Genomic DNA, 13,033 nt, shown 5'->3' on the forward strand with positions numbered 1-13,033 from the left:
GTACTGGTTGCTGCGGCAATATTTCCTTCAGCATCACAAGCTACAGCACCTACGGTTCCAAATTTTTTATCACGCATTAACTCTTCTAAGTGATGATTAGTATGATCTAAAGAATAATTATCGCTATCACGAATGGCTTTCCATTGTTCATATCTGAAAGGTGAGAAAAAATATTCATCGGGTTCTAGCTTAACACCTTGCTTAATGGCAAAATCATTAGCACCTTTTCCACTTAAAAAAACGTGATTGCTATGCTGCATTACTTCAGTGGCCAAAACAATTGGATTTCGAACATTACGAACACCGGCAACAGCTCCCGCATTTAACGTAGTGCCATCCATAATTGCAGCATCCATTTCCTGCACACCTTTTTTGGTAAAAACAGCACCTCGCCCTGCATTAAACAAAACATTATCTTCTAATACAACTATCGCTGCTTTAACAGCATTTATGGCACATCCGCCATTTTCTAAAACGGCATAACCGGCTTGCAATGCAGCATTCAAACCTTGTTCATAAGCCTGTTCTAACTGGGGCGTCATATCTTCTTTAAGAATTGTTCCTGCCCCACCATGAATTACCAATGCGTATGTTGACATTCCTTTCAAAATTTCTTCCCCGAAATTAGAAAATGGAATGAAACAGAATTTTAAAATATATTGAACGAATGCTGAACAACCTGCAATAAAAATGCGGAAATTTTAAACAAAGCTATGAAAGCAGTTTTTTACATTCATTTAAAAACTTTTGTTTTTGAATGGCTGCTGTTCCTACTTCTTCACAAACCAAACCGCCAGCAATATTGGCCATTTCAGCTGCTAGACCAATTTGACGGGTAGTGGCATAAACCAATGAGGCAACAGCAATAACAGTATCACCCGCCCCGCTAACGTCAGCTATATTGCGTACATGGGTGGGAATTATTTTTAATTCATTACCGTTTTGATAAAATACTCCTTTCTCAGAAAGTGTGATTAAGGATATACTATGTCCAAGTATTTGTTGTAATTGAATATGAATTTTTTGTAATACATTAAGTGATACTTCATCAATCAATAAATTCAGGCCATCTTTAACTTCTTTTAAATTTGGTTTAAAAATATCTACCGATTTAAAAGACAAAAAGTTTTTTCGTTTTGGATCTACTGCGGTTAGTACTCCATATTTTTTACAAAGTGTAATTACTTCATTAATAACAGTAGCAGTTAAAACTCCTTTGTTATAATCTTCAAAAATTAGCACATGTGGTTGTTCTATTTTAAAATATTCTTCAATTTTTTGAAGTAGCTGTTTTTCTGTATCTGTATTTATATCCGTTGTTACTTCGCAATCCAACCGAAGCATTTGTTGATTGCGACTCATAATACGGGTTTTATTGGTAGTAACCCTATTGGGAGTAGTAACAATGTATTTAGTACTAATGTTGTTTTGTTCTAATAAATCTACTAGTTGTTTGCCATCATTATCATTGCCAATTACCGTTAAAATGGTAGTAGAAGCACCTAACGACACGGTATTCAGCGCCACATTTCCCGCCCCGCCAATACGTACTTCCCGTTTATCAAATGCTACAACCGGAACAGGTGCTTCGGGTGAAATTCTATCCACATGTCCCCACCAATAAGTGTCCAACATTACATCGCCCAATACGGCAATTTTCATTTGGTTAAACTGCTGAAAAATAGATTCAAAATTCATGAATTAAGACTTTGACTTTGTTGCGAGTGCAAGATAATACAAAGGAATACCCAATAGTGCAAAAATTAATCCGTAAATGGTATAATCAGGTTTATAGATGATAAGCAACGTGCAAAATGCCAGTCCCATTATTATGTATAATGCAGGTAAGAATGGGTATCCAAAAGCACGGTAAGGCCTTTCTGTATTAGGCATTTTTTTACGCAAAATAAAAATGCCAATAATTGTTAAAACATAAAAAATAACCACAACAAAAGAAACCATATCGAGCAAATCGCCATATTTCCCACTTAAACACAATAAACAAGCAACCAAACATTGAATCCATAATGCAAAAGCAGGTACTGCTTTTTTGTTAAGTTGGGCGGTTTTTTTAAAGAATAATCCATCATTGGCCATTGTATAATAAACTCGGGCTCCTGCTAAAATAAGCCCATTATTACAGCCAAAAGTTGAAATCATAATCATAACTGCAATGATAATGGTACCAATATTCCCAAAAATTACATGCGAGGCTGCTATGGCTACCCTATCATTTTCAGCCGAAGCAATGGCCTGCATGGGCAATAAACCCGTATACACAAAATTGGTAGAAACGTACACAATAGTTACTAATAGTGTACCTAAAAACAAACTTAAACCAATATTACGTTTGGGATTTTTAATTTCACCGGCAATAAATGTTACATTATTCCAGGCATCACTGCTAAATATCGACCCAACCATTGCTGCAGCAATTGCGCCCATAGCAGCCGCTAATCCATAGGATTGAATGCTACCATCTTTATTCAAATGCTGTAAACTCCAGGCATTTCCCGACCAGTTCTGATGCCATATTTGCGGTTGAAGGGCAATGAATCCGAATATGATTAATCCAAATAAACTTAGTAATTTGGTTAATGTAAATGTTGTTTGAATAATTTTTCCGCTTTGAATACCCCTCGTATTAATATAAGTTAAAAATATAATGAGAATAATGGCTAAAATTTGTGCAGGTGAAATATGCAATGAGCCAATACTGAATAATGTAATTTCATCGCTTACCTGTGGAATTAAATAAGCAGTAAATTTTGCAAACGCAACACCTACTGCCGCAATGGTTCCGGTTTGAATAATGGCAAAAAAACTCCAGCCATATAAAAAACCAATTAAGGGATTATAAGCTTCTTTTAAATAAACATATTGCCCACCGGCTTTAGGAAACATACCACTGAGTTCACCATAGCTAACCGCAGCAATTAACGTCATTAATCCGGTTAATAACCATACAATAATAAGCCAACCGGCAGAACCCACATTTCGAGTTATATCAGCACTTACAATAAAAATACCAGAGCCTATCATACTTCCGGCAACAATCATGGTGGCATCTAATAAACCTAAGCGGGGTTTAAACGAGGGTGTATCCATAAAAAAAAGTCCCTTTATTGCATTTGGGACTTTGAAGATAATGATTTACTACAAATAATTATTTTTTCTGCTTGTATTGTTCATTCAAGCCTTTCACAATGTCGGCAGTGATATTGTAGGCAGTGTCTTTATAATACATCATATCGGGTACGTTAGAAAAAATATAAGCGTATCCTTTATCCCTATTGTATTCTTTTAAATAATCTTCAATTCTTTTTTTTACATCTTGTAGTTTTTTGAAACTTTCATCCTGCATTTCCTGTTCCATCATTTGACGCTTATTTTTCAGGTTTTTATCCAAATCCATAATTTCCTGCTGACGATTGGCAATTTCGGCTTGACTAAGTGAGTTGCCATTCTTTTGTAAGTCCTGATATTTATTTCTTAAGGAATTTTCCATATTCGATAATTCTTTACCCATTTCCTGGTCTTTAGCCATTAAGGCTGTCCTAACTTCTTTTAATAAGTTATATTGATTTTGTAATGAATCCATTTCAAAATAAGCAATTTTAAAACCATTGGTACTTAATGCAGCATTGTTATTGTTGAAGAATGCAGCTTTTTGAGGCGCTTTAAAATGTTCATATAACAAATAAGCAACAGCAATAACTAATAGGGCGTTAATAATGAGTAAAACATTTTTCATATACAAAATTATGTTTAATTAATTTTAATACATGTTTTCACTTAAGTGTAATTATTAAACTAGCACATGAATTAAAAATGAAAACGAATATACAGGCAAATCACACATTTAAAAAATTAGCTTCTTTTTTTAAATTTTAATTAGGATTTAATGAAAAAAAACCTGCAATATTTTTGAAAATATTGCAGGCTAAATTTTTAAACTGAACTTAAAAGTTGTTTAACTATTCATCTTCATCAAAATTCATGGCTTCACGAGTGGTAGATAGTACTTCAAAATCTTCTTTACTACCAACAATTAAATTTTCGAATTCACGAAGACCAGTACCTGCAGGTATTAAGTGACCGGTAATAACATTTTCTTTCAAGCCTATCATTTCATCGGTTTTACCTTGTATAGCTGCCTGACTTAATACTTTGGTAGTTTCTTGGAATGACGCAGCTGAAATCCAGCTTTTAACACCTAATGAAGCTTTAGTAATACCTAATAAAACAGGTTTAGCTGTGGCAGGACGAGCATCACGCACTTCTACCAATTTTTTGTCTGCACGACGAAGTATTGAGTTTTCCTCACGTAGTTCACGTAATGTTACAATTTGACCTGCACGTAACTTAGTACTTTCACCTGCATTTGTAACTACTTTTTTATCGAATATCCGATCGTTCTCTTCAATAAATTCAAACCTATCTTCCAAATCTTCTTCCAGGAATTTAGTATCACCGGCGTCAACAATTTCTACTTTCTTCATCATCTGTCTCACAATTACTTCAATGTGTTTATCGTTGATATCAACACCTTGTAAACGATATACTTCTTGAATTTCGTTTACAATATATTCCTGCACAGCAAAAGGACCCTTAATAGTTAAAATGTCATAAGGTGCAATCTGACCATCGGATAATGGAGCGCCTGCTTTGACAAAATCACCATCTTGTACTAAAATTTGGCGAGTTAATGGAACCAAATATTTTTTAATAACGCCATCTTTTGCTTCAACCACAATTTCACGGTTACCACGTTTCACATTTCCGAATGCAACTACACCATCAATTTCACAAACAATTGCGGGATTTGCAGGATTTCGTGCTTCGAACAATTCTGTTACACGAGGTAAACCACCGGTAATATCACGCAACTTACCTAATACACGTGGAATTTTAACCAACACTTGTCCGGCTTTTACCTCCTCGCCTTCATCAATGGCAATATGGCTTCCTACAGGTAAGTTATATTGCTTAACTTCTTTCCCTTCAACAATAATAGTAGGTATTTTGGTTTTATCTTTTGATTCAATAACTACTTTTTCGCGGTGACCGGTTTGTTCATCAGCTTCATCGCGATAAGTGTAACCATCGATAATATTTTCGAACTTAATAACACCGTTTTGTTCGGCTACTATTACATTATTAAATGGATCCCAAGTGCAAATAATATCACCTTTTTTAACCTGTTGGCCATCTTTTACGAGTAAAGTAGAACCATAAGGTATATTATTGGTTATTAATAAACGGTCATTTTTTTCATCCATCAAACGCATTTCACCCGTACGACCAATTACAATGTTTACTTTATCACCTTCATTATTAAGATTAGTAACAGTGCGTAATCCATCGAAACGAACAGTACCATCAAACTTAGCTGCTAATGACGATTCAATAGATGAGCTGCCGGCAACACCACCCACGTGGAAGGTACGCAATGTTAACTGTGTACCAGGCTCTCCAATTGATTGAGCGGCAATGATACCAACAGAGTCACCACGTTGAGCTATGTAACCAGTTGCTAAGTTTTTACCGTAACATTTAACGCAAACACCTTTTTTAGCTTCGCAAGTTAATACCGAACGAATTTCTACGCTATCAATACCTACTTCTTCAATGCGTTTGGCTATATCATTAGTAATTTCTTCACCTGCCTTAATGATTAACTCATCTGTTACAGGATGTAATACATCATGTAAAGAAGTTCTACCTTCAATTCTGTCTGATAAAGGCTCAATGATATCTTCATTATCTTTTAATGCGCTAATTGAAATTCCTCTTAAAGTACCGCAATCATCTTCGGCTATAACAACATCCTGTGCCACGTCAACTAACCTACGAGTTAAGTAACCGGCATCAGCAGTTTTCAAGGCCGTATCAGCCAAACCTTTACGAGCACCGTGGGTAGAAATGAAATAATCTAATACGTTCAAGCCACCTTTAAAGTTAGACAGAATGGGGTTTTCAATTACCTCACTACCTGAACTTCCACTTTTTCTTGGTTTAGCCATCAATCCTCTAATACCCACTAATTGTTTTACCTGCGTTTTAGAACCACGAGCTCCAGAATCCAACATCATAAACACAGAATTAAATCCTTGTTTATCATTAGCCATTTCTCGAATCAAGGTTTCTGTTAAGCGCATATCTACTCTTCCCCAAATATCAATTACCTGATTATAACGTTCGTTATTGGTAATTAAACCCATGTTATAACTTTCTCGAACTTCATCTACTTCGGCTTTAGCATTTTCCAATAACTCTTCACGAATGTCAGGTATAATTAAGTCGTTAATACTGAAGCTTAATCCTCCTTTAAACGCCATTCTAAAACCTAGGGTTTTAATATCATCAAGGAATTTTGCTGTTTTAGGAACATTGGTTATTTTAATAATGTTACCAATGATTTCTCTTAAACTTTTTTTAGTTAAAAGTGTGTTGATGTACCCCACTTCTTCAGGAACAAATTGATTGAAGAGAACGCGACCAACGGTAGTGTCTATAATTTTCTTTTCTAAAACACCTTCTGCATTTCTAACTTTTGTTCTTAATTTTATATGTGCATGAAGGTCAACGCGTTTTTCGTTATAGGCAATGATTACTTCATCCATGCTGTAAAACGCTTTTCCCTCTCCTTTTACTGGTTCTGCTTCAGTACTTTTCTTTCCTTTGGTAATATAGTACAAACCTAACACCATGTCTTGCGAAGGAAGGGTAATAGCTGTTCCATTTTGTGGATTCAATATATTGTGAGAAGACAACATTAACAGTTGCGCTTCCAATATTGCTGCATTGCTTAAAGGCACGTGAACAGCCATTTGGTCACCATCAAAGTCGGCGTTAAAAGCAGAGGTTACCAATGGGTGTAATTGAATGGCTTTACCTTCTACCAAACGAGGTTGGAAAGCTTGAATTGATAAACGGTGTAATGTTGGGGCACGGTTAAGCAGCACAGGATGTCCTTTTAGAATGTTCTCTAAAATGTCCCAAATCACAGCTTCCTTTTTATCAACTAATTTTTTTGCAGATTTAACTGTTTTTACAATGCCTCTTTCAATTAACTTACGGATAATAAATGGTTTAAATAGTTCGGCAGCCATATCTTTAGGCAAGCCACATTCATGCATTTTTAATTCCGGGCCTACAACAATTACAGAACGACCGGAATAATCAACCCTTTTACCCAATAAGTTTTGGCGGAAACGACCTTGTTTACCTTTTAATACATCGCTTAATGATTTTAAAGCTCTGCCACCTTCAGCTTTAACTGCATTCGATTTTCTACTATTATCAAATAGTGAATCGATGGCTTCTTGCAACATCCTTTTTTCGTTACGAAGAATTACTTCAGGCGCTTTAATTTCTAATAAACGCTTTAAACGATTATTGCGAATAATTACCCTGCGATAAAGGTCATTCAAATCAGAAGATGCAAAACGACCCCCATCTAAGGGAACTAAAGGCCTTAGTTCAGGGGGAATTACAGGTATATATTGCATTACCATCCATTCAGGACGGTTGCTAATTCTTGAATTGGCATCTCGAAATGCTTCCACTACGCTTAAGCGTTTTAAAGCATCAGCTTTACGTTGCTGTGAAGTTTCATTTGCTGCAGCATTTCTTAATGAGAAACTAAGTTCATCTAAGTCTAAACGGGCCAATAAATCACTAACAGCTTCAGCCCCCATTTTAGCAATGAACTTATTAGGATCTTCATCCGGTAGCATCTGGTTTTCTTTGGGCAGTGCATCAATAATATCCAAATATTCTTCTTCAGATAATAAATCGCCTGTTCCCAAATTTTCCTTAATACCAGCTTGTATTACAACATATCTTTCATAGTAAACAATGCTTTCTAACTTTTTTGAGCTCATTCCTAATAAATAACCAATTTTATTAGGTAGGCTTTTAAAATACCAAATATGTACCACGGGCACCACTAATTTAATGTGCCCCATTCTTTCGCGACGAACTTTCTTTTCAGTTACTTCAACACCACATCGGTCGCACACAATGCCTTTATAGCGAATACGCTTGTATTTACCACAGGCGCACTCATAATCTTTCACCGGCCCAAATATTCTTTCGCAGAATAAACCATCTCTTTCAGGCTTATAGGTGCGATAGTTAATGGTTTCGGGCTTTAATACTTCTCCGAAACTTTTTTCCAAAATAGAGTCGGGAGAAGCCAAACTAATGGTGATGGTAGAAAAACTTGATTTTGGACGGTTGTCTCTTTTAATGGCCATAGTACAATTTATTTGATTCATGACCCGAAATACCCCATTTATTACAATAAAAAAAGCGGACAATACAGTGATGCACACTGCATTTACCCACTATGGTATTACTTTTTTATATAAAGCGTAATGGAATACTTCAAAATCATTAAGGGGGCAAAGGTAAGGACTGGTTTTTAAATAGAAAAAAGAAACCCCAAAATTTTAATGATAGAAACGATTGTTAGCATTGCCAATCTGTCAGGCCGGATCAATTTTAACAGGATTCTTAACTAAACAAATTGGTTTAAAAAAATTTTTACTAGCCCTCTTTTGTAAGGGAACATGATAAAAATCAGTATTTAGGCCAATTAGCCAGAATAATTTTGTTTAGAAGAATATATGCTATGCAGATTATTATAGATGATACCAAAAATGTACAAACCTTACAAACGGAGTTTAATCAATTATTCCCATATCTGCGATTATTATTGGTTAAAATACAACCTGGCCAGGAAAGTGGGAAAGTTATGCAAGATCAACCACAACCTTCTCAGAATACTTCTTTACTTCAATATAGAATAACTAATGATACAACTCCCTTTTATATTTATCCGGAAATGACTGTAGCCGAACTGGAGCAGCAGTTTACTAAGCTTTATGGGCTTGAGCCGGTTATACTAAGAAAATCAGGAAATGTGTGGATAGAAACCTCAATTACGGATGATTGGACATTAGAAGAGCAAAACACACAAGGTGAACTAATTACGCAACAAATAAACGAGCGTCAAAAGCCACCCAATGTCATTTAATTGCGTAATGCTGCTAATTTTTCGTAATTAATGATGGTAATTTTTCCGGATTGTATTTCAATTAATTTTTCGTCCTTTAAATCACTAAGTGTTCTAATAGTACTTTCCGTGGCAATACCGGCAATATTCGCTAAATCTTCACGTGATATTTGCATACTAAAATTTCCCTGTTTACTACTTTGTTGGTATTTATTTTGAAGCGTGATAAGCGCATCGGCCACCTTTTTACGTGCTGAGTTGTATGCCAAACGCAATAATTGTTCCTCACGTTGCTGAACTTGGTGCGACAACATTTGAATAAATTTCTTTGACACCTCTGCATTTTTGTAAATTAGTTCAAAAAAATCGGTTTTGGGCATCATACAAACTTGGGCGTCTTCTAAAACAACGGCACTCTCTTTATGCTTGGTATCTTCTAATAATGCTATATAACCAAAATAATCTCCTTCACTATATAACCCTGTAATCAGCTCTTTACCATCTTCATTCGTTTTACAAGTTTTTATTTTCCCGCTTACTAATAAATATAACCCTTTAGGATAGCTATCTTCTTTATATATTTCTTCTTTTTTTCGATAATTTCTAAGTTCGTTTTCTTCGGAAATTTTTTTTAAAGAATCAAATCCTTTTACGGTTTCAATAAATTGATTTAAACCATTCACATTATTGGCAAACTCCTGTCGCATTAGTTCCGACTTTTTTAAGCGACTTTCAATAGCATTTAATAGCTCAATATCATCAAAAGGTTTGGTTAAATAGTCATCTGCACCCATTTCCATTCCTTTTCTAAAATCAGTGCGTTCGGCTTTGGCTGTTAAAAAAATAAAGGGAATAGAATTGGTGTTTTTGTTCTTTGATAATAAATGTAAAACCCCATAGCCATCCAAAACCGGCATCATAATATCGCAAATAATCAAATCAAAATGCTCTTTTTCAGCCAATGCAACCCCTTCTTTCCCATTTTCAGCGGTTTTTACTTCATAATTGGCCAATTGTAATATTTCAGCGGTGTTTTCCCGCATATCTAAATTATCTTCAATCAATAAAATTTTTTTACGCATTTTCAATGATATTTGGAATTACAATATTAAAAGTGGTGCCTTTTTCTAAACGACTTTCAAAGGTAATATTCCCGTGCAATAATTCTACATACCTCGCAATGATATTCAATCCCAAACCGGTACCTTGTATATTGGTAACATTTTTTGCGCGAAAAAATCTATTGAACAAATTTGACTGATCCTCCTCTGGAATTCCCATACCCTCATCCTTTACTGCAATGGTTATTTGTTCATCAGTAATATTCAAATTCAAATAAATGGGTTTATTTACAGGTGAAAACTTAATTGCATTTGAGAGCAAATTAGTAACAATTGTGGTAAAAATATTGGGATCAATGTAAGCCAACTCCTGTCCCGCAGGTTGAAAATGAATAATTTGACCTGCCTTTAATATCGCTTGAATTTCTTGTAATATGTTTTGAGAGAGCTGAACTGCATTTACCCAATCTTTTTGCACAATAATTTTCCCTTCTTCAATTTTACTGATTGATAGCATATCGTTTAAAATATCAGTCATATGGTTAATGGCTGATTTTATGCGTAAAATATGCCTTTGCTGGTTTTCTCTATCATTCAGTTCACCATACTTTTCTACTAAATTTAGTGATGATAAAATAGTAGCCAATGGTGTTCTAAATTCGTGTGAAGCCATTGAAACAAATCTTGACTTTAACTCATTTACTTCTTTCTCTTTTTCCAATAGCTGGCTTAATTCTTCCCTTGAACGCTCCAATTCGTGCAATGCTTCTTCTAAAATCAGTGTTCGATGCCGGACCCTTTTTTCTAATTCACTATTGAGCTTCTCGAGTTCTAATTTTTGTTTTAGCAAAGCACTTTCCGTTTGTTTACGGATGGTTATATCTATAATAAAAGCAATAACAAAATTACCTTCCGCTGTTTTAAAAGGACTTAAACTAACTTCAACCGGAAACTCACTGCCATCTTTTCGTAAAGCAAACAAATTCATGCCAATCCCCATTGATCGAGGATGAGGTTTATTTGCATATTGGGTACGATGCTGTTGATGTGACTGTGAAAACCTTTGAGGAATAAGTTGTTCCAATTTTATGTTTAATAAACCGCCTGTTTCATAACCAAACAACTTTTCCGCTGCTGGATTAGCCATAATTAAATAGCCACTATCATTTACCACTATAATACCTTCTGTGGCATAAGTAAAAAGGGCGCTAAATTCTTCTCTATTTGGCATGTTTTGTTAATATTTTTTTTCTGTATGTACTTTATGTTTAACAACGGTACCGGGCTTTCTTCTTTCTAAAAATTTTCTTCTTCGAACTTCTTGTACCGGTACTCCTTCAATTTTACTTTCTAACCATCCAATAATATCTAAGTACATGAATGAACGTGTTTCCAATGGCTCGCCTTGCAATTGCTCTAATTTTTCTTTTAAACTTTTGAAAGCCGGTAATAATTTTTTGGGTGAAAGATTAAACGATTTGCGAATAAATTTAAAAATCTCTTCTTCAACAATACTTAAATTTTTCATTTTAGCCATAAAACGATATACGGATTTAATTAAGTATTCCATTAAGTTGTCATTACCTAATTCATAATGAGCAATTAAGTGTAACAAGCGGGCATAACATTGTAAATCCGTACGTAAATCAACTTTCCAATTAATAATTTTATTTAAGTAATCAATTGCTTTTTCATTGTCACCGCTGCCAAAATATAAACAGGCAATTTTATAATAAAATACCAACACCCTATGCCTATCTAAATGCAACTTATATTCATCCAAGTGTTTTTCAATTTCAGGTACTAATTGCAAACCCTCCGTAAATGTTCCTTCTAAAAAATGTTTATTAATTCTGGCAGTATTTAAATATACAAAAGTTTGTATGCGAATATTATCATTACTGTTGCCTAAATCTGATTGTGCAAAGGCTTCAAATTGCTGCAGGTATTCATTAAATTTATCGAAATTATTTAAGTTAAACTGAGCGCCCAGTAAATTGTGCATCCCTCTAATGTATTGTCCGGTTTCAATCCGCTTCATAAGTTCGTTATCTTGAAATAACGATACCCATTTTTGCGTGTATCGATAATACATTAACAAATCTTGCAAAATAAATCCATACCAACAGTAGGACTGATATAAATATAATTTTTCGTAAAAGCCAAGTTCACCGTAATGTATGGGAGGTAAATTCGATTCAAAAAAAACTTTAACAGCATGTACATCGCGTTTATCACGGGCATGCCCATTTTGTATATACCAACTATATAATTCTAAAGCTAAATTTGACAGTTTATTGCTTAAATCTAATTGATGGTAAATTTTTTCCGATTCTCCACTTAGTGTTTCAGCACGGTTTTCCATACTGCGCGTAATATGCATGGACTCAATTTTTTTCTCAAATTGAAGGGTAAGCAATGCATAAATATACTGATGCTGAGAATTGGTAACTTCTTTCAACTTATCAAGCAACTTCAAACTCTGCAAATAAAGGCCTTTGTTGTATAAAATTCTGGCAAAATCTAGTTGCTCATGGGCATAGCGATCTATATTATCCGATTGCTGAATTAAGCGCAAACTAGATAGCAATTCTTTGTACAAATGCGCTTTCATATTGGAAAGCTGCTGCTTTTTTATGCTCGGATTTTTTTGTAATAATTGCACTTCATCATAATCTTTCATTTTATCTAAGGCATCAAACAACTGTACAATTTTCAACTCTTCGCCTGATGCATTGCGTTTTACGTACAGCTTAAAATTGCGTTTTTCACCCTTTTCAAGCGATTTTATGAGTTGAAACAACATATCGGTACTTCGGTTAGGCATCGTAATTCGTTTTATTTAAAATGCATTACTGTAAAGGGTTTTAGTCAATTATATACCTTTTATCCAGCGTAAAATACTAGTGAATTTAACGCATTCCAGCATTATTTATGAGCTAAATTC

Annotated in this window: 9 protein-coding genes (1 of these 9 only partly in view); 1 reads left to right on the forward strand and 8 read right to left on the reverse strand. The window is 34.7% G+C overall.

Going from position 1 to position 13,033, the window contains the following annotated elements; genetic code table 11:
- From ACP5P5_RS00575 to rpoC, 5 genes are all read right to left on the reverse strand, one after another.
- On the reverse strand, positions 1–599 hold the 5' portion of the coding sequence (locus tag ACP5P5_RS00575; RefSeq protein WP_428284178.1) for an isoaspartyl peptidase/L-asparaginase family protein. It extends 442 nt beyond the left edge of the window; the window shows 599 of its 1,041 coding nt (coding positions 1–599); the start codon lies at positions 597–599; the stop codon falls past the left edge of the window.
- 112 nt (positions 600–711) lie between these two features.
- Entirely contained in the window at positions 712–1,698 is a 987-nt protein-coding gene (locus ACP5P5_RS00580) for a bifunctional heptose 7-phosphate kinase/heptose 1-phosphate adenyltransferase (protein WP_428284179.1), read from the reverse strand.
- 3 nt (positions 1,699–1,701) lie between these two features.
- A complete protein-coding gene (locus ACP5P5_RS00585) occupies positions 1,702–3,108 on the reverse strand; it encodes an APC family permease (protein ID WP_428284180.1) in 1,407 nt (468 codons plus the stop codon).
- Positions 3,109–3,166: 58 nt separating this feature from the next.
- Positions 3,167–3,754 (reverse strand): OmpH family outer membrane protein, encoded by a 588-nt coding sequence (locus ACP5P5_RS00590; RefSeq protein ID WP_428284181.1) that lies wholly within the window; start codon positions 3,752–3,754, stop codon positions 3,167–3,169.
- Positions 3,755–3,977: 223 nt separating this feature from the next.
- Positions 3,978–8,264, reverse strand: coding sequence for a DNA-directed RNA polymerase subunit beta' (gene rpoC / locus ACP5P5_RS00595; RefSeq protein ID WP_428284182.1), 4,287 nt, complete (start codon positions 8,262–8,264; stop codon positions 3,978–3,980).
- Positions 8,265–8,641: 377 nt separating this feature from the next.
- Between rpoC and ACP5P5_RS00600 the strand changes: the two genes are divergently transcribed.
- Positions 8,642–9,046, forward strand: coding sequence for a hypothetical protein (locus ACP5P5_RS00600; protein ID WP_428284183.1), 405 nt, complete (start codon positions 8,642–8,644; stop codon positions 9,044–9,046).
- Here the strand turns inward: ACP5P5_RS00600 and ACP5P5_RS00605 are convergent.
- The 3 genes from ACP5P5_RS00605 to ACP5P5_RS00615 are packed head-to-tail and all read right to left on the reverse strand — an operon-like array spanning position 9,043 to position 12,913.
- Positions 9,043–10,107 (reverse strand): response regulator, encoded by a 1,065-nt coding sequence (locus ACP5P5_RS00605; protein WP_428284184.1) that lies wholly within the window; start codon positions 10,105–10,107, stop codon positions 9,043–9,045. The two genes, ACP5P5_RS00600 and ACP5P5_RS00605, sit on opposite strands and share 4 nt — an antisense overlap.
- Positions 10,100–11,317 carry a PAS domain-containing sensor histidine kinase gene (locus ACP5P5_RS00610; RefSeq protein WP_428284185.1) on the reverse strand — a complete coding sequence of 406 codons (1,218 nt, stop codon included), beginning with the start codon at positions 11,315–11,317 and terminating at the stop codon, positions 10,100–10,102. The genes ACP5P5_RS00605 and ACP5P5_RS00610 overlap by 8 nt, the downstream gene beginning before the upstream one ends.
- Before the next feature lie 6 nt (positions 11,318–11,323).
- Positions 11,324–12,913 (reverse strand): hypothetical protein, encoded by a 1,590-nt coding sequence (locus tag ACP5P5_RS00615; protein WP_428284186.1) that lies wholly within the window; start codon positions 12,911–12,913, stop codon positions 11,324–11,326.
- Positions 12,914–13,033: the final 120 nt, after the last annotated feature.

Origin of the sequence: Hydrotalea sp., from assembly GCF_049968455.1 — a bacterium.
In the GTDB taxonomy this organism is placed as follows: domain Bacteria; phylum Bacteroidota; class Bacteroidia; order Chitinophagales; family Chitinophagaceae; genus Hydrotalea.

Coding starts and splice junctions, on each gene's coding strand:
- ACP5P5_RS00580 (WP_428284179.1), bottom strand. CDS start 1,698: ATGAATTTTGAATCTATTTTTCAGCAGTTTAACCAAATGAAAATTGCC.
- ACP5P5_RS00585 (WP_428284180.1), bottom strand. CDS start 3,108: ATGGATACACCCTCGTTTAAACCCCGCTTAGGTTTATTAGATGCCACC.
- ACP5P5_RS00590 (WP_428284181.1), bottom strand. CDS start 3,754: ATGAAAAATGTTTTACTCATTATTAACGCCCTATTAGTTATTGCTGTT.
- rpoC (WP_428284182.1), bottom strand. CDS start 8,264: ATGGCCATTAAAAGAGACAACCGTCCAAAATCAAGTTTTTCTACCATC.
- ACP5P5_RS00600 (WP_428284183.1), top strand. CDS start 8,642: ATGCAGATTATTATAGATGATACCAAAAATGTACAAACCTTACAAACG.
- ACP5P5_RS00605 (WP_428284184.1), bottom strand. CDS start 10,107: ATGCGTAAAAAAATTTTATTGATTGAAGATAATTTAGATATGCGGGAA.
- ACP5P5_RS00610 (WP_428284185.1), bottom strand. CDS start 11,317: ATGCCAAATAGAGAAGAATTTAGCGCCCTTTTTACTTATGCCACAGAA.
- ACP5P5_RS00615 (WP_428284186.1), bottom strand. CDS start 12,913: ATGCCTAACCGAAGTACCGATATGTTGTTTCAACTCATAAAATCGCTT.